This is a genomic window from uncultured Ferrimonas sp. (assembly GCF_947489035.1).
Classification (GTDB): domain Bacteria; phylum Pseudomonadota; class Gammaproteobacteria; order Enterobacterales; family Shewanellaceae; genus Ferrimonas.
Map to the genome: position 1 here is coordinate 34,850 of NZ_CANLCI010000002.1, position 15,718 is coordinate 50,567.

Annotated in this window: 19 protein-coding genes; 7 read left to right on the plus strand and 12 right to left on the minus strand. The window is 58.1% G+C overall.

Annotation, left to right across the window (positions count from 1 at the left end; genetic code table 11):
- Positions 1–120: 120 nt before the first annotated feature.
- Both bamC and dapA read right to left on the minus strand, forming a co-directional pair.
- Positions 121–1,203 carry an outer membrane protein assembly factor BamC gene (gene bamC, locus Q0796_RS01390; RefSeq protein WP_298439495.1) on the minus strand — a complete coding sequence of 361 codons (1,083 nt, stop codon included), beginning with the start codon at positions 1,201–1,203 and terminating at the stop codon, positions 121–123.
- Positions 1,204–1,212: 9 nt separating this feature from the next.
- Positions 1,213–2,091 carry a 4-hydroxy-tetrahydrodipicolinate synthase gene (gene dapA / locus Q0796_RS01395; protein ID WP_298439497.1) on the minus strand — a complete coding sequence of 293 codons (879 nt, stop codon included), beginning with the start codon at positions 2,089–2,091 and terminating at the stop codon, positions 1,213–1,215.
- A 169-nt stretch (positions 2,092–2,260) separates the two neighbouring features.
- Here dapA and Q0796_RS01400 point away from each other — a divergent pair, with 169 nt between their 5' ends.
- Genes Q0796_RS01400 through Q0796_RS01430 form a run of 7 tightly spaced genes read left to right on the plus strand, consistent with a single transcriptional unit; the run spans position 2,261 to position 6,697 of the window.
- The gene (locus tag Q0796_RS01400) at positions 2,261–2,791 is read left to right on the plus strand and encodes an ACT domain-containing protein (RefSeq protein ID WP_298439499.1); all 531 of its coding nucleotides are present in this window, start codon (positions 2,261–2,263) and stop codon (positions 2,789–2,791) included.
- A 25-nt stretch (positions 2,792–2,816) separates the two neighbouring features.
- Positions 2,817–3,278, plus strand: a complete 462-nt coding sequence (gene bcp / locus Q0796_RS01405) for a thioredoxin-dependent thiol peroxidase (protein ID WP_298439501.1) — start codon at positions 2,817–2,819, stop codon at positions 3,276–3,278.
- A 2-nt stretch (positions 3,279–3,280) separates the two neighbouring features.
- Positions 3,281–3,577: a hypothetical protein gene (locus Q0796_RS01410; protein ID WP_298439503.1), complete on the plus strand. Its 297-nt coding sequence runs from the start codon at positions 3,281–3,283 to the stop codon at positions 3,575–3,577.
- 34 nt (positions 3,578–3,611) lie between these two features.
- Positions 3,612–4,187: a DUF2796 domain-containing protein gene (locus Q0796_RS01415; RefSeq protein WP_298439505.1), complete on the plus strand. Its 576-nt coding sequence runs from the start codon at positions 3,612–3,614 to the stop codon at positions 4,185–4,187.
- A 1-nt stretch (position 4,188) separates the two neighbouring features.
- Positions 4,189–4,926 (plus strand): ATP-binding cassette domain-containing protein, encoded by a 738-nt coding sequence (locus Q0796_RS01420; RefSeq protein WP_298439507.1) that lies wholly within the window; start codon positions 4,189–4,191, stop codon positions 4,924–4,926.
- Complete coding sequence (locus tag Q0796_RS01425) at positions 4,914–6,164, plus strand: ABC transporter permease (protein WP_298439509.1); 1,251 nt, start codon at positions 4,914–4,916, stop codon at positions 6,162–6,164. The genes Q0796_RS01420 and Q0796_RS01425 overlap by 13 nt, the downstream gene beginning before the upstream one ends.
- Positions 6,165–6,175: 11 nt before the next feature.
- A complete protein-coding gene (locus Q0796_RS01430; RefSeq protein WP_298439511.1) occupies positions 6,176–6,697 on the plus strand; it encodes a DUF3299 domain-containing protein in 522 nt (173 codons plus the stop codon).
- A gap of 82 nt (positions 6,698–6,779) precedes the next feature.
- On the opposite strand, the gene Q0796_RS01435 is transcribed toward Q0796_RS01430, so the two are convergent.
- Genes Q0796_RS01435 through Q0796_RS01480 form a run of 10 tightly spaced genes read right to left on the minus strand, consistent with a single transcriptional unit; the run spans position 6,780 to position 15,715 of the window.
- A complete protein-coding gene (locus Q0796_RS01435; protein ID WP_298439513.1) occupies positions 6,780–7,775 on the minus strand; it encodes a hypothetical protein in 996 nt (331 codons plus the stop codon).
- Positions 7,776–7,777: 2 nt separating this feature from the next.
- Positions 7,778–8,692 (minus strand): flagellar hook-associated protein FlgL, encoded by a 915-nt coding sequence (flgL, locus tag Q0796_RS01440; protein ID WP_298439515.1) that lies wholly within the window; start codon positions 8,690–8,692, stop codon positions 7,778–7,780.
- A gap of 8 nt (positions 8,693–8,700) precedes the next feature.
- Positions 8,701–10,059, minus strand: a complete 1,359-nt coding sequence (flgK, locus tag Q0796_RS01445; RefSeq protein WP_298439517.1) for a flagellar hook-associated protein FlgK — start codon at positions 10,057–10,059, stop codon at positions 8,701–8,703.
- Complete coding sequence (locus Q0796_RS01450) at positions 10,052–10,456, minus strand: rod-binding protein (RefSeq protein WP_298439519.1); 405 nt, start codon at positions 10,454–10,456, stop codon at positions 10,052–10,054. Before Q0796_RS01450 ends, flgK begins: the two co-directional genes overlap by 8 nt.
- Before the next feature lie 9 nt (positions 10,457–10,465).
- Positions 10,466–11,566 carry a flagellar basal body P-ring protein FlgI gene (locus tag Q0796_RS01455; RefSeq protein ID WP_298439521.1) on the minus strand — a complete coding sequence of 367 codons (1,101 nt, stop codon included), beginning with the start codon at positions 11,564–11,566 and terminating at the stop codon, positions 10,466–10,468.
- A gap of 9 nt (positions 11,567–11,575) precedes the next feature.
- Positions 11,576–12,247 (minus strand): flagellar basal body L-ring protein FlgH, encoded by a 672-nt coding sequence (flgH, locus tag Q0796_RS01460; protein ID WP_298439524.1) that lies wholly within the window; start codon positions 12,245–12,247, stop codon positions 11,576–11,578.
- Between the two features lie 2 nt (positions 12,248–12,249).
- The gene (flgG, locus tag Q0796_RS01465) at positions 12,250–13,035 is read right to left on the minus strand and encodes a flagellar basal-body rod protein FlgG (protein WP_298439528.1); all 786 of its coding nucleotides are present in this window, start codon (positions 13,033–13,035) and stop codon (positions 12,250–12,252) included.
- A 9-nt stretch (positions 13,036–13,044) separates the two neighbouring features.
- Positions 13,045–13,776, minus strand: coding sequence for a flagellar basal body rod protein FlgF (flgF, locus tag Q0796_RS01470; RefSeq protein ID WP_298439530.1), 732 nt, complete (start codon positions 13,774–13,776; stop codon positions 13,045–13,047).
- 4 nt (positions 13,777–13,780) lie between these two features.
- Entirely contained in the window at positions 13,781–14,977 is a 1,197-nt protein-coding gene (gene flgE, locus Q0796_RS01475; protein WP_298439532.1) for a flagellar hook protein FlgE, read from the minus strand.
- An 18-nt stretch (positions 14,978–14,995) separates the two neighbouring features.
- A complete protein-coding gene (locus tag Q0796_RS01480) occupies positions 14,996–15,715 on the minus strand; it encodes a flagellar hook capping FlgD N-terminal domain-containing protein (RefSeq protein WP_298439534.1) in 720 nt (239 codons plus the stop codon).
- Between the last annotated feature and the right edge of the window lie 3 nt (positions 15,716–15,718).

The following is a 15,718-nucleotide window of genomic DNA, read 5'->3' on the forward strand; positions in this document are numbered from 1 at the left end:
GGCTTTTTACAAACATTTACAAGGTTTTCACTGATCGCCAAGGTAATGGCCGGGGCAACAAAAAAGGCCGCTTCAACGAAGCGGCCTTTCACCTAAATAACGGCCTTACTAAAGGAGAAGTTACAGGTCTTTCAACTCTTTTTTCACCAGCTCACGGAAGGTATTGCCCATGGCGGTGATCTGCTCTGCCGATAACGGTTGCGCGTCATTATCGAAGAAAGTCACCGAGGTGGTCGCGCCGTTCTCAACCAGTTTCACCTGATATGGGCCATCTTCCAGCGGCAAGGTTTCGCTGCCGCCCCACAGGTTGTCCCAAAAACCGCTGTTTTGGCTGAACTCAACGAACAGGGTGCCAAGCTGACGATCCATATCGCGGATCTGGAAGCCCATCACCGGCAGCAGCTTCTGCATTCGGCTCCACACTTGCTCAATTGGCGCTTGCGCGATGTAAGCGCTGTTGCCGTCGCTGTCGAAGCCCAGTTCGCTGTTAAAGCCACGGCCATTGGCCAGTTGCTTCGCTTTTTGCTGCTTGGTGCGTTCGAAGTTCAGGTAGCTGATGGCGCCATTTAGCATGTCGATGGCGTAACGGCGCTTATCGGCGTCGGTTAGGACAATCTCTTCATCAATGTCGTTTAAGCCCTCTTCATGCGCCAGCACGCTGATGGTGATCGAACCGGAACGGCCGTGATCTTTAATCGCCACATCAAATTGGTAACGCTGGCGCACTTTGTACACCTGCTCACGCCACCACGATTTGCCCACCACCTCTTGTTCTTCAATCCAATCGGTGCTGATGACGCCGTTGCTGTTTGATGCCACGGCAATCTTACGCATGGTGAGGTAACCCAACAGCGCTTCGTTGATGTCGGAGGATAAGCTGCGATCGTCGTCGTTGCTTTCCACCAGCACGGTGATGCTGTCGGTGCCATCTTGCAAACGGGTGCCCGGTGCCAGCGGCAAAACCTGCAACGGCGGACGCACATCAATCCGTTGGCCGATTAAGCTGCTATCGGCGTTGGGGCCCAATTTAGGGATATCAAATTGGCGATCATAATTTGGCTGTTGCAACGATCCTGGGATCTGCAATTGGCTGCCGCTGGTGGCGTGTTCATATTCAAAACCGCCACTGGCCTGTCGACGCTCTAGTGGGGTAGAACAACCCACCAATGCCAGCACCGTCAGTGCCACAAGACTCCGTTTCATTCGTTTCCCTCAAACTTGCTCAGACGCATGCAGCGCCTGACGCACAATATCTTTAGTGTTATTAGTTGGTGCCATTAGCGGCAAACGATAGTGGGTTGCAGCAACCGCGCCTACGGCTTCTACCGCCCATTTCACTGGCACTGGATTCGCTTCCACAAACAGCGCGTGGTACAGCGGCGCCAATTGCGTATTCCAGTGTCGTGCCTTGGCGATGTCACCGGCTAAGCTGGCATCACACAGGGCTTTAAACAGGGCTGGGCGCACGTTGTTGGTGACCGAAATCACCCCATCACCGCCGCTCAGCATAAAGGCCATTGCGGTTGGATCGTCACCAGACAACAGCAGGAAGTCATCGCCGCAGGCGGCTCGTAACGGCGTTACCCGCGACAGATCACCGGTGGCGTCCTTGATACCTATGATGTTGTTTACGCGACTAAGTTCCGCAACGGTGTCATTTGCCAGATCGCAGCAGGTGCGGCCCGGGACGTTGTAGAGGATCTGGGGGGTGTTGGTCACCGCAGCAATGGCACGGTAGTGGGCGATCAACCCCGCTTGGCTGGGCTTGTTGTAGTAAGGGGTAACGCTCAGCATCGCCGCCACCCCAATGTTATCCAACGCCTTGGTCATGGCAATCGCATCGGCGGTGTTGTTGCTGCCGCTGCCTGCAATTACGGGAATGCGTCCATTTACCGCTGCAACGGTGGCTTGCACCACTTGCAACTGTTCATCTTTGGATAAGGTGGCCGACTCGCCGGTGGTGCCGTTGGCAACAATGGCATCGGTACCCTGTTCAATATGAAACTCAACCAATTGGGCTAAGCCGTCAAAATCCACTGAACCATCAGCGTGCATCGGCGTTATCAGCGCTACTAAACTTCCGCGAAACATGTTTTCTTTCCCCGCAATATAAGCCAGCAATACTACTGACCACACTGCCTTAAAACAAGGGAACCAACTTTGAAAACAAGTTGTGATAGCATAGCCGCCACTTTCTATATCATCATCAGCCCTAGCAACCACTTAGCGTTGCCTGCGGGTCTGTTACAAAGGTCTGAGTATGAGTCACTTTTTGGCGATAACCGCCATGGGCACCGATCGCCCTGGTATTGTGTATGAACTGGCCAAACTGACCTCCGGTTGCGATTGCGACATCATCGACAGCCGAGTCGCGATTTTTGGTAATGAATTCACTTTAATCATGCTGGTTGGTGGCGAATACGGTGCCATCGCTCGGTTAGAAACCGAGCTGCCGGTGCAAGCGGCGGCGCTGGATTTAATGACCATCTGTAAGCGCACCTCGCGCCACTCCGCCAAGAAATACATCGCCCGCATTGCGGTTCGATTTGATGGCGAAGATAAGCGTGGCACCATGCGCGCCATTACCGAATTCTTAGCGGATCGCGAACTGAGCTTATCTGGCTTCAGCTCCCACGCGGATAAAGACGAAGGCACCACCGGCGTGCAGCAGGTTGAAGTGCGCATTGCCGTTACCGCCCACGTTGATCTGAACGCCATCGAGCGCGATCTGACTAAGTTGGCCAACAAAATTGGCTTGCGCTGCACCATCAGCCGCATGGAAAACCAGTAACCGTAACTCATCAGGAAGGGACGCAATGAATACCTTACAAGCCGGTGCCAAGGCACCAAATTTTTCACTGCAAAATCAGCACGATGAAACCATCACCCTCAGCGACTTTGCCGGTCAGCAAGTGTTGGTGTACTTCTACCCAAAAGCGATGACCCCCGGCTGCACCGTGCAAGCGCAACAACTGCGCGACGCCAAAGCCGAGCTGGATAAGCACAATGTGGTGGTGATGGGGATCAGCCCTGATGCGGTGAAACGCTTAACCAAGTTTGCCGAACGCGACAAGCTGAACTTCCACCTGCTGAGCGACGAAGACCACGCCGTAGCCGATGCCTTTGGCGTGTGGGGCTTGAAGAAGTTTATGGGCAAAGAGTACGACGGCATTCACCGCCTTAGCTTCTTGATTGGCGCCGATGGCACCATCACGCACTTCATCAACAAGTTTAAGACCAAAGATCACCACCAAGTGGTGTTGGATCTGCTGGACTGATCATGAACGCGGCCATTGTCCCTCGACCTTGGCTCACGGCGTTACTGATCGTGTGGGTGCTGCTGCTGAATCAGCTCAGCACCCAGGCGATGGCAGAAACGCTGCATCGGCACGAGCTGTCCCAGCCGTGCTTGCAAGATCAGTTGCTGCATCAACTGAATACGCTGCTGCCCGGCGGCGAATTTGCCGTTCCGACACTGGCGCTGCGCAGCGTTGCCTGTGCGGCACCTGCGCGCAGTTCGCGCCCCGCCCCCGCGCCACAACCCCGTAATCGCGATCCGCCCATGCGCTTGGATTAACTCGCCCGTTAACCCAATCCTATGGAGCTATTACGTGAAAACCACCCTGACTCTCTTGGCGCTGGCCACCTTGCTGTGTGCCTGCCAAAAACAGCCCGATCATGTTCACTTACATGAGCCTGCGGCTGAACACGCTGAACACGGCGAGCATCCCCCCGCTGCGGCCTTAGGCCAACACCAGCATGGGATCGCGCAGTTGGCGTTACTGCAACAACAGCAGCAGCTGTTACTGAGCGCCACCCTACCCGCCGAAACCCTGTGGGGCTTCGAACGCATGCCCAACACCGCAGCAGAACACGCGCAGGTCGAACGGGGCCTGAAACAACTGACCGCCGGCCATCGCTTCTTCCGCTTGTTGGGCAACGGCCACTGCCAACCGCAATCGGTTGAGATCATCAAACCCGCAGGGCTAACCGATCCCAACGCCAACCACATGGAAGTGAACGCAAACTGGCTGTGGCAGTGCCAAGATCCCGCGCAAGTTACCGGCTTCAGTACCGATCTGTTTAAGCACTACCCTGCCCTGCAGCAGCTGCAAGCGCAGATCTTACTGGAGCAGGTAAACCACGGTGCGGTGCTGGATAAACACAACAACCAAGTGGAGTGGTAACGTGAGCGTACTGGCTATCGAACAGCTGCAATACCACTGGCCGCAGCAGCCCAACAGCAGCGCGGTGCCGCAGCAACTGAATGTGCCCAGCCTCACCGTGGCCGCCGGTGAAATGGTGATGCTGCAAGGGCAATCGGGCAGCGGCAAAACCACCCTAATGAACTTGATTGCCGGAGTGTTGCAGCCGCAGCAGGGGCAGATATTGCTTCAAGGCCAAGCCATCAATACCCTGCCTGCGCGCAAACGCGATGCCCTGCGCGCCGAACAATTGGGGATCATCTTCCAGCAATTTAATCTGCTGCCCTTCCTATCGGTGCTGGATAACGTGCTGCTGCCCTTGCAGTTTGCCCCCGCCCCCAAGCCCAAACGGCGCACTAAGGCTGGCAACCCCAGCCCCGATCCGCAGCAACGAGCCCAACAGTTGCTGCAGGCGTTAGAGCTGGAGCCGCCGCTGTGGCAGCAAGCGGTTAATGCGTTATCCGTAGGCCAGCAACAGCGGGTGGCCGCCGCGCGGGCGCTGCTGCAACAACCGGCGCTGATCTTGGCAGACGAACCCACCTCGGCGCTGGATCCCGCCAACCGCGATCGCTTTATGGGGTTACTGACCGAGCAATGCCAACAGGCGGGCTCGGCGTTGCTGTTGATCAGCCACGATCCCGCCCTGCAAAGCGCCATGCACCGCAGCTATCGCCTGCGTCAGCAGCACGGGATCAGCGAGGTGCAACCATGTGGACACTGATGCTTCGCAGCATGGCCAACCGCCGCCACACCATCGCCCTAACGACGATGGTGATTGCGGTCGCGGTGTCGCTGTTCATCACCGTTGAGGTGATCCGCCAGCAAGCCAAACAAAGCTTCACCAACACCATTGCCGCCACCGATCTGGTGGTGGGAGCTCGCAGTGGCGATCTGAACTTGCTGCTCTATTCGGTCTTTCATTTGGGCCAACCCACCAGCAACGTCAGCTGGCAAAGTTACCAAACGGTGGCGGCGCTCAATGGGGTAAAATGGACGGTGCCGTTGATGCTTGGCGATTCCCACCGAGGCTATCGAGTGCTGGGCACCAATCAGGATTACTTCCAGTATTATCGCTACGGCCAGCAGCAACCGTTGCAACTGCAACAGGGGCAACGCTTTGACGGCTTGTTTGAGGTGGTGCTGGGCAGCGAAGTGGCCAGCGCCTTGGGTTACCGGCTGGGGGATAACCTGGCCTTAGCCCACGGCACAGGCTCGAAAACCAGCTTCTCTACCCACGACGACATGCCCTTTACCGTTGTTGGGGTACTGGCCCCCACGGGCACGCCGGTGGATCGCACCTTGCACGTGTCGCTCGAAGCGATCAGCGCCATCCATTTAGGCTGGCAAGGGGGCGTCAAAGCCGGTCACGTGGCGCTGGATCAAGTGACCCCAGCACAGCTGCAGCCTCAGGCTGTCTCGGCCATGTTGGTGGGGCTGTCCAGCAAGTTTAAGTTGCTGTCGGTGCAACGCTACATCAACAACTACCGCGCCGAACCGTTATCGGCGGTATTGCCCGGCATGGCGTTGGCGCAGCTGTGGCAGCTGCTCAGCCAAGCGGAAGCGGCGCTGTTGCTGCTGAGCGGTGCCGTGGTCATGATTGGCCTTATCGGCATGATCACCACCTTACTGGCCTCGCTGAACGAACGCCGCCGCGAAATGGCGGTACTGCGTGCCATCGGCGCCGCGCCAAGGCACATCTTTCTGCTGCTGTGGGGGGAAGCGATGCTGCTGGCCACTGCGGGCAGTGTCTTGGGGGTGGTGGCTGCCCAAGGGCTGATGCTGTTGCTGGCGCCGTGGGCGTTGCAACACTACGGCTTGCAACTGGCGTTGATCCGCCCAACCCCAGCGCTACTGACTTTGCTGGCTTTGGTGCTCGCCACCGCAGCCATTGCCGCCCTGTTACCCGCCTGGCGCGCTTATCGCACCACCTTGGCCGATGGCCTGTCCCAGCGACTGTAAAGGAACATAACATGAACAAATTACTGCTGCCTTTGGCCAGCCTACTGTTGGCATTAAGCTTCAGCCACACCAGCTTGGCCGAGGATTTTCCCGGCGACTACCGCACCATCGACTGGCCGGATCTGCAGCCAGAGGCTGAGCGCAACCTGCCGCCGCCTCTGCCCAATCATGGCGGCGACCCCTTTGCCAACCCCGCGCAAGCGGCGATGTCGGGGCAACCCTATGGCGAGGTGATCCCTGCCCTGAACGGCCAGAAGATCCGCATGCCGGGCTTTGTGGTGCCGCTGGAAAGCAACGCCACCCACGTCACCGAATTTTTATTGGTGCCCTACTTTGGCGCCTGCGTGCATGTGCCGCCGCCGCCAACCAATCAGCTGATATACGTGAAGTACCCCAAAGGCATTCCAATGGACATCATCTGGGATGCGATCTGGGTTAACGGCACCTTAACCACCAGCAGTTTCAGTGTGGACGACACCAGCACCGGCTACAGCCTGAGCGCCGATTTGGCCTACCCTTATGATGAGGGCTAACCGCTAAACTCAGCGCGCAGCAACCAAAAACGGAGCCGAGGCTCCGTTTTTTTTGGTTCAGATCCGCCCCTAGAGGCGGCGTTCAGTCCGCCAGCAACGCCGTACTTTGGCTGCGGCTCAAGTTGGCTTGCGCCATTAAGCTGGCCAGCTCGGCTTGATAACTTTGCGGCTGCAACTGCCGTTTAAGCTGGCTTAAGCGCAGCTCTAGGGCGGCAAAATCCACTTCGAAATTTTTCCCCAACACCTGATCCAGCAACGCCGTTAACTGTTGTTCCAGTTGAGTTTGGCTGTGGCTTAAGCGGCTGATGGCGTTATTCACCTGCTGCCGCTGTTGCGCCGTATCCAACGTGCCCCAACCGCGAGGATCGTGCTGATGAAACTGCTCCTGCAGCTTTAACGGCCGGCTTTGTCCGGCGGGCAACCGTTGCCCTTGGCCTTCCATCGCTAACCCCTGTTGCAGTGCGCCCCACAGCTTGTCCTCAACCGCAAACTGCAGCTCGTCGCCGCCCAGCACCACAATGCCCAGCGGCGCTAAGCCGTCGCTCAATTGTTGGCGCAAGGTGGCGCGATTGGCCCCACCTTGCAGCACCAGCTGATGCTGCTGCCCCAGGGCGTTGATCTGCAATCGTTCGTCGTGCTGGCGTGGGCTTAATAGATCCACCGAACGCAGCGAAAACCAGCGCGGCGAGGCTTGCCCCACCACCGGGGTTAAGCGGTGATCAATGCCAAAGCGGCTGCCGTTATCTTGCTGCCATTGCAGCAAACGCTGCAGCAGCCGCTGCACGACTGCTGGCCGCGGTGTGCTTTGTTGTAACTGCTGCGCTAACGCCCCCAGCAATTTTAACAGCTGCTTCACCCCTTCGCTGGACAGCTCCAGTTGATGCAGCTGCCGCTGGCCACGGTGCAGTTTTTCCCACTGTTGATAGGTCGCCAGTCGTTGCCGCGAAATCGGCACCAACGGCAAGGTTTGCGCCGCCTTCGGCGAGGCTATCGCACTGCTGGCAAGGTTTTTCTGGGTTTGCTGGATCCCGCTTTGCAGCGGCACCCCAACCAGTCGCTTGGCGACCGCATCAATCATGGTTAGATCTCGTTAAACAGCGAAAGGTTGGCGATTTTAACATAGGTCTGTTGGGTCGCCTGCAACACCGTTAGGTTGGTGGAGTAATCGGTCATCGCTGCGGCGTAATCCAGATCTTCGGTTTCGCCAATCACCTTGGTGTTATACAGCACCATGTCTTCGTGATAGGACTCCATCATCGTCAGGCTATTTTGGTTGCCGCCCATGGTGGTCACGGCGGCGTTAATGTCGTCACGGCTGTCGCCCAACAGCTGCTTCATCTGATCGTGGGCGCCATCAAAGGCGGCGTCGCCGGGGCCCAACGTGGGATCTTCCAACACCGCAATGTAATCGTTTAGGCCGTTAAAGATGTCCGCGCCGCCATTGAAGAACAGCTCATCACCCGAGAAGTTGGCGTCCATTTCGGCGCTGTCGGAGATCGGCACTTGGCGCGTGCCGCTGTCGCCGCCGTAGACGTAATTGCCCGCCGCGTCTTGGCTGATCGGCTGGGTGCCGGTTTGATTGCCAGCAAACAGGTAAGCGCCGTTGGCGTCTTTGCTGTTGGCCATGTCCACCAAGGAGTCCTGCAATGACCGCAGCTCTGAGGCGTAAGCTTCGCGGTTTTCTGGGGTGGCCGCGCCATTACCGGCGGCCGTCACCAGCTCGGTGATCCGCAGCATCGAATCGGTCATGCCGGTTAACGCCGATTCCGCGCGGCTGTAGTAATCCGACAAATTGCTGATGTTGTCGATGTACTGCGAGGCGGCGCTGTTGTCTTGCTCTAACCCCATCACCCGTACCGAGCCGATAGGATCGTCCGACGGCTTCAAAATCGCTTTGCCGTAGGACATCTTCACCATCGCTTCCGAGATCGAAGCGGTGGTGTTTTGCATGCTAAAGATGCTGTTTTGATAAGTGGTGTTGGTGGCAATCCGCATCACAACTCCTAGAAACTGTTCAAAAGGGTAGAAAACAACTGATCGGCGGCGGTCATCACCTTGGCATTGGCTTGATACGCCTGCTGATAGGCGATCAAATTGACCGCTTCTTCATCCAAGTTCACCCCAGCAACCGACATCCATTCGTTGTTGGCGTGCAGCTGCGCTTTTTCCGCTGCGGCGGCGTCCAACTGCGCTTGACGACTGGCCGAGCCTAAGCTGCCCACTTGGGTAACGTAGGCGTCGTTCATGCTGGTGCTGATCCCACCCAACGAGGCAAAGCTGTACTGGGCGGTAGCGATATCCACCAGCGCCTGCAGATTGCCGTTATCGCCGGGGCTGCCATCGCTGGAAAACGCCAGCATGTCGGCGCTAAAGCCTGCGGCCAGCGTTAAGGTGCCCGCCGGATCCAGCGGATCGTAACTGAACAGCGGCTGCCCCGCGGCGCCGTTTAAATCAAAGCCTGCCGTTTGCACGCCGTTAAAGGCATCGGCCATGGTTTGCCCTAGCTCATCAATAAACTGCCGCGATTGGCTTAAGGTGCCGTCGCGGTAATCCAGCAACGCCCCCAGCGAGCCCCCCGCCTGCTGATCCAAATCAAAGCGGGTGCCGTTGAATTCCAGACTGAGTGCCGAGCGGCTGGGATCCGCCGGATCTGGGCGCAGATCGACACTGGCGGCGGTGGTGCCCACCACCAGCGGTTGGCCATTGCTGAGCGACAAATTTAAGGTGCCGTCGCTGTTTTGATTGGCCGACACGTCCACCAGATTGGCCAACTTGGCCACGGTGTCGTCCCGTTGATCCAGCAGCGCCGGAGGGGCGTTGTCGATGCCGCCTAAATCGCGGATCTGCTGGTTGATGCTGGCGATGTTGCCAAGGTAGCCGTTCAGATCCACCGTTGAGGCTTGCAGCTCTGAATCGTTCTGGGTCCACTGCTGCTCTAACGAGCTGTTGATGTTGTTGAATCGTTGGCTGAGGTTTTTCACCTCGTTCAGCACCCCTTGGCGGGTGGCGCTGTCTTGCGGTGACAACATCGCAGAGTTAAGCGACGCAAACAGGCTGTCTAAGCCCGCCGCCACATCGCTGCTGTCAGAGCTGAACACGTTTTCGATTTGATCAAAGTAGCTTCTTTGGGTGCCAGCAAAGGCGGCGTCGCTGTTGGCGTTCCAGATGCTGCTGACCAGAAACTGTTCGCCAATGCGGCGGGTGGTGGCGATCTCAACCCCGCCCCCCATGCGTGAAGTCAGCACGCTCTCTTGGCGGGAGTAGCCATTAACGCCCGCGTTGGCGATGTTATGCGAAGTGGTGTTCAGCGCCATCTGACTGGCGTAGATCCCCGACTTGGCAATGTTAAGCATGTTAGTCATTAGCCGAACCTTGCTGTAATTGGATCAGCGACGGCTGCAGCGCCGACGCTTGTCGATATGCATCCAAGGCGACCACCTCGCCGGATTTCTTAAGCGCCGCTGGGGTTAACTGCTGCGCCATGGTTTGCGCCAAGTTGCTGTTGCTGCCTGCCGCCAAGGTTTGCGCCAGTTCGGCGTCGTAGAAATCACGAAACACGGTGTCGTTGCTGCCCGACAGTGGGCTGTCGGCGTTGTCGGCGGCAATGGCGTCGGTGGCACTGCGCATCTGTTTCAGCACACTTTGCAAAAAGTGCGCTTCCATCTGCTCGCTGGCTTTTAAGATGGCGCCGCGCTGGCCATGTTCGGTTTGCAGCTCCTTGGCATTAAGCTGGCCAAGGTAGCTTAAGGTTTGGCTCATGCTTGCTCCTTAGATAACCACCAGCTCGGCGTTGAGGGCACCGGCTTCATCCAGCGCCTGCAAGATCACCATCAGATCCGCAGGGGTGGCGCCAAGGCTGTTGATGGCGTCAACAATCACCTCTAACGAGGTGCCTTCCGGCAGCACAAACGCGGTGCCGCCATCTTGCGTGACATCGATGCTGCTGTTGCTGCCGTTCACGGTGTTGCCGCCGCCAAAGGCGCCGGGTTGGCTCACAAAAGGGGTTTCGCTGATCGCCACCGACAAATTGCCGTGGCTCACCGCCGCTTTGCTCACCTTAACGTCGGCGCCAATCACCACGGTGCCGGTGCGGCTGTTAAACACCACCCGCGCTGGGCGTTTGCCGCTGCTGACCTCTATCGCTTCAAGCATCGACATAAACGTCACTCGCTGGCGATGATCCCGCGGGGCCCGCACCAACACCTTGGCGGCGGAATCCGCCCGCGCCACATCGGGGCCAAAACTTTGGTTGATCGCCCGTTCGATGTTGCGGGCGGTGGTGAAGTTGGCTTGCTTGAGGTTCAGCACCACGTCGTCATCGGCGTTAAAGCTGGTGCTGATCCCTCGCTCCACAATGGCGCCACTGGGAATGGTGCCCACGGTAGGGGTGTTCACGGTAACCGAGGTGCCATCGCGCCCCTCCACCGAAATGCCGCCCACCACCAAGTTGCCTTGAGCCACCGCGTACACTTGGCCATCCACCCCTTGCAGTGGGGTCATCAGCAAGGTGCCGCCGCGCAGGCTTTTGGCGTCCCCAAGTGACGACACGGTGATGTTGAGCGTTTGCCCAGCACTGGCTTGGGGCGGCAACATGGCGTGCACCGCCACTGCCGCAACGTTTTTCATCTTGGGATCAACGCCGTTGGGCAAGTTAACCCCAAACTGTTCCAGCATGTTTTTCAGCGAGTGGCTGGTGAACTTAACCTGAGTTTTGTCGCCGGTGCCGGATAACCCCACCACCAAACCGTACCCCACCAACTGGTTGTTACGAATGCCCTGCACATCCACCACCTCTAACAGTGGCCGACTGCTGGGGGCGGCGTGAACCCATGGCACCAACAGTGCCAGTAAAATCATGAAGCGATGCATCTTGCCCCCTTACATGGGAAACCACGGACTTTGGAAATAACGCTGCGCCCAACCCATCTGGTTGGAATCGGCAATGGCCCCACGGCCACCGTAGATAATGCGCGCGTCGGCGATCCGCTGGGAACTGAGGGTGTTGTCGTTGTCGATGTCTTGCGGTCGCACCAAACCGATGATCCGCAAGTATTCGTCGCCCTGATTCAGTCGCAGCCATTTCTCGCCGCGGATCAACAAGGCCCCGTTTGGCAGCACTTCCGCCACGGTAACGGTGATCGAGCCCGACAGCTTGTTCTGCTGGCTGGCGCTGCCGCTGCCAGAGAACTCGTTGCCCACCCCAATCTGCCCCGACAACGAATCTTCGATGCCGCTGCCTAAGGTGCTGGACAGTTCGCCGCCTAAGGTGCCGTTGCTGCTTTTGCTGGTGGAGGTGCCAGCCCGTTTGCTGGCTTGGGTTTGCTCATCCAACGACACCGTTAAGATGTCGCCAATGCGGTAGGCGCGCCGATCGGTAAACAGGTTCAGCATGTAATCGCTGCGGTAGGCCGAGCCGTGCTCTGGCTTCACTTGGGAGTAGTTCAGCGTTGGCGGCGCCCATTTGGGCTGATCCGGCTTGGGCTCGGGATCGGGAAAATGCTGGGCACAGCCGCCTAACAGCAGCAGCGCCAACAGGACGAGGGTTCTCATCATTACACCGTCTGGTTGAGGAACTGCATCATTTCGTCGGCGGCGCTCATCACCTTGGCGTTCATCTCGTACGCCCGCTGGGTTGAGATCATCTCCACCATCTCCTCGACCACCGACACGTTGGAAGATTCCAGTGCCCCTTGGCGTAACTTGCCCAAGCCACCGTCGCCTGGGGTGCCTTCGGTGGGCACGCCTGAGGCATCGGTTTCCGCAAACAGGTTGCCGCCTAAGGCCTCTAACCCGGCTGGATTGATGAAGTTAACGGTGTTGATCTGGCCTAATTGTTCTGCCCCCACCTGACCGGCGATCTCAGCCGTAACGGTGCCATCTTCGCCAATGGTCACGGTTAGGGCGTCTTCTGGGATCGCCACCTGCGGCACCAGCGGTTGCCCGCCAGAGGTCACCATCATGCCGTCGGCATTGCGGAAGAACTGGCCGTCGCGGGTGTAGCTCATCTCGCCGTTGCCTTGCTCCACTTGGAAGAAGCCTTGGCCTTCAATCGCCATGTCCAACTGCTGATCGGTGGTGATCAAGGCGCCGGTGGTAAACACCTTTTGGCTGCCGGAGATCTTAACCCCGGTGCCCATCTGTACCCCAGAGGGCAGATCGTTCAGTTCATCCACCTGCGCGCCGGGTTGGCGCTGCACCTGATAGAACAGATCGGTAAAGGCGATGCGATCGCGCTTAAAGCCGGTGGTGTTTACGTTGGCCAAGTTGTTGGCGATGGATTGGATTTTTGCGTCTTGCGCGGCAAGACCGGTCTTACTGACCCATAACGAGGTACTCATGCTTTCACCCTATTGCACATTATCAAGCAAGCTGTTGCCGACCTTGGACAGGCGTTCGGCGCTTTGCATCATTTTTACTTGCACTTCAAACTGACGATTCAAGTCCATCGAGGCGGTCATCTCGCCAAAGGCGTCGACGTTACTGCCCTCTAAAAAACCGCTTAATACTTTGACCTGTGTGGCCGCTGGCAGCGGCGCCCCGTCTACCGAGCGGATCAGGCCATCAATGCCTTTACGCAGCACCGCGTTGTCTGGGTTCACCAGTTTCAACATGCCCACTTCAAGCGCGGCGCCACCATCGGCAGGGATCACGCTGACGTTGCCGTCGTCCCCCACCATGATGTCTTGGTACGGCGGCAGCACCAGCGGCCCCTCTTGCCCGATCACTTGGCGACCGTTCAGCAGCAAGGTGCCGCCGTTGTCGATGCTCAGCGAGCCGGTGCGGGTATAGGCTTCGCCTTCCGCCCCTTGCACCGCAAAGAAGCCGCGATCGGCAATGGCCAGATCCAAGTCGCGGCCGGTGGGCACGGCATCCCCTTGCGCCAAACTGACGCTTTGCCCCATCAGCACCGGAAAGGCGCGAGTGGCCAGCCCTTGGTTGCCAATGGTTTGGGTGGCAACCAGTTCCATGTCGGCGCGAAACCCGGGGGTATCGACGTTGGCAAGGTTGTTGGCGCGTCCGGCTTGCAGCTGCAAGACCCGTTGCGCCCCTGCGGTGGCAGTAAAGAGTAAGCGGTCCATAGGATCAGATGGCGTTCATCAAGGATTGGGTCATGGTGTCGGCTGCTGTCAGCACCTTGGCGTTGGCTTGGTAGTTACTTTGCGCCGACATCAATCCCACCAGCTCGGTGGTTACGTCAACGTTGGATCCTTCCACGTAACCAGCACTGACGCTGCCTAAGGTGCCGCTGCCCGGCGCGCCAAAGATCGGCTGGCCAGCCGATTGATCGGCAACCCAAGTGGTGTTATTGGCCGCTTGCAAGCCATTCGGGTTACTGAAGTTAGCCAGCACTACCTGCCCTTGCAGCTGTTCGGTGCCGTTGGTGTAGGTGCCGTAAACGCGGCCATCATCGGCAATGCGAATGCCGCTGAGTTCACCGGCTGGGTTGCCGTTTTGGTTGATGCTGGAGGTGTTGTAATCCGAGCCGTACTGGGTGGAGTTGCTCCAATCCAGCGCCACGGTCAGATCGTCTGCGCCGTTCAAATCGGCTGCCGGAATGGTTAGCCCGCCGGTGCCACTGCTGCTCAGCAACTGGCCTTGGCTGTCAAACTCCAAGGTATCAACCGTTGGATAATCGTTGCCATCCATCTGGTAGTGCACTGCCCAGCTGTTGTCGGCGGTCTTCACGTAGTACTGGGTTAGGGCGTGTTCGTTGCCTAACGAATCAAACACGTTAACGGTGTTGGAGCTGTTGTAAGAGCTGACGTCATCGGCCGCAAACGGAGTGGTGGCGGGCACGGTTGAGCGCGCATCCAAGTTGGCCACCAGATCAACGGTGCTGGTGGATTTGGCCGCCGCCGAGCTGTTGGTGATCTGCAGATCCCCCACCTGCCCGGTCGCCACTTGGCCCGCCGCCCCAACAGGGTAGCCCTGCAGCTTGTTGCCGTAAGGATCAACAATGTTGCCTGCCGCGTCTTGGTTAAACATGCCCGCGCGGGTGTACATGGCGTTGTCGTTCGCGCCCTTGACCATGAAGAAGCCGTCCCCTTGGATGCCCATATCCAAGGTGCGACCGGTGTAGTTTAAGCTGCCGCCCATCGAGAAGTTCTGGGATGATCCGGTCATGGCAACGCCATTCGGGGTCGAGCCGCTGTACATCGACGCGTATTCGGCGCGGGCCGCACGGTAACCGGCGGTTGAAGAGTTGGCGATGTTGTTGGAGATAACGGCTAACTCTTGGTTGGTGGCGCGCAGGCCACTCATGGCGATCTGGGTAGACATGGTATCGTTCCTGTTACGTTATAAGTTGCCAAGCAGCGCCGCTGCCGGGGTGGATAAGTTGCCTTGTGCCACTTCGGAGATTTCCAGCACGGACACGGTGCCAAGGCCGCCGCTCATCTGCGCCATCATCACCCCAGAGGAGCTGACAAAATGGATCCGTTCGATGTCGCCAGCTAAGAAGGTTTGCGGCTGGTTGGTTTCGTCGCCGCTGCTGGCTTTGATCTTAAAGCTGTAGTCGCCATCGCTCAGTTTCAGCGCGGCGCTGTCCAAGCTAAATTCAACGTCGCCTTCCTCTTGGGGCCCCAACTCTTTGGTGGCCACAACCACGCCAGCAGAATTTTTAATCTCCACCGTGGTGGCATCGGTGGCGTGCTCTAGGAACATCTTGCCCTGCAGCACGGTGCTGCCATCGCTGCGGAACTGATCCGTCGGCACCAAGGCGTTTTTGCCAATCAATGACGCCGATTGAACGATGTTGGCGTTCTCCATCAACACCTGTTCGGTGCCTTGGTTCGTGCGAATGTTCTCGAGGCTTTCTACTTGGGAAAACTGCGCTAACTGGGTGACGTACTCGGTGGAGTCCATCGGGTTGGTGGGATCTTGGTTTTCAATCTCGGCCAGCATCAAGGTCAGAAACTGGTTTTTCAGTTCACTGCCGGCGCTGCCGTTGGCCAACAGTTGCTGCTGTTGCGGATCCGCCAGTGACGCTGCGGGATCCATAGAAGCGATAGATTGCATCGG

Bases quoted from the DNA above. Each gene is read 5' to 3' on its own strand.
- Q0796_RS01480 (WP_298439534.1), bottom strand. From the start codon at position 15,715: ATGCAATCTATCGCTTCTATGGATCCCGCAGCGTCACTGGCGGATCCG.
- dapA (WP_298439497.1), bottom strand. From the start codon at position 2,091: ATGTTTCGCGGAAGTTTAGTAGCGCTGATAACGCCGATGCACGCTGAT.
- flgG (WP_298439528.1), bottom strand. From the start codon at position 13,035: ATGAGTACCTCGTTATGGGTCAGTAAGACCGGTCTTGCCGCGCAAGAC.
- flgE (WP_298439532.1), bottom strand. From the start codon at position 14,977: ATGTCTACCCAGATCGCCATGAGTGGCCTGCGCGCCACCAACCAAGAG.
- bcp (WP_298439501.1), top strand. From the start codon at position 2,817: ATGAATACCTTACAAGCCGGTGCCAAGGCACCAAATTTTTCACTGCAA.
- Q0796_RS01435 (WP_298439513.1), bottom strand. From the start codon at position 7,775: ATGATTGATGCGGTCGCCAAGCGACTGGTTGGGGTGCCGCTGCAAAGC.
- Q0796_RS01430 (WP_298439511.1), top strand. From the start codon at position 6,176: ATGAACAAATTACTGCTGCCTTTGGCCAGCCTACTGTTGGCATTAAGC.
- bamC (WP_298439495.1), bottom strand. From the start codon at position 1,203: ATGAAACGGAGTCTTGTGGCACTGACGGTGCTGGCATTGGTGGGTTGT.
- flgF (WP_298439530.1), bottom strand. From the start codon at position 13,776: ATGGACCGCTTACTCTTTACTGCCACCGCAGGGGCGCAACGGGTCTTG.
- Q0796_RS01425 (WP_298439509.1), top strand. From the start codon at position 4,914: ATGTGGACACTGATGCTTCGCAGCATGGCCAACCGCCGCCACACCATC.
- Q0796_RS01450 (WP_298439519.1), bottom strand. From the start codon at position 10,456: ATGAGCCAAACCTTAAGCTACCTTGGCCAGCTTAATGCCAAGGAGCTG.
- Q0796_RS01410 (WP_298439503.1), top strand. From the start codon at position 3,281: ATGAACGCGGCCATTGTCCCTCGACCTTGGCTCACGGCGTTACTGATC.
- Q0796_RS01400 (WP_298439499.1), top strand. From the start codon at position 2,261: ATGAGTCACTTTTTGGCGATAACCGCCATGGGCACCGATCGCCCTGGT.
- flgK (WP_298439517.1), bottom strand. From the start codon at position 10,059: ATGACTAACATGCTTAACATTGCCAAGTCGGGGATCTACGCCAGTCAG.
- Q0796_RS01455 (WP_298439521.1), bottom strand. From the start codon at position 11,566: ATGCATCGCTTCATGATTTTACTGGCACTGTTGGTGCCATGGGTTCAC.
- flgL (WP_298439515.1), bottom strand. From the start codon at position 8,692: ATGCGGATTGCCACCAACACCACTTATCAAAACAGCATCTTTAGCATG.
- flgH (WP_298439524.1), bottom strand. From the start codon at position 12,247: ATGAGAACCCTCGTCCTGTTGGCGCTGCTGCTGTTAGGCGGCTGTGCC.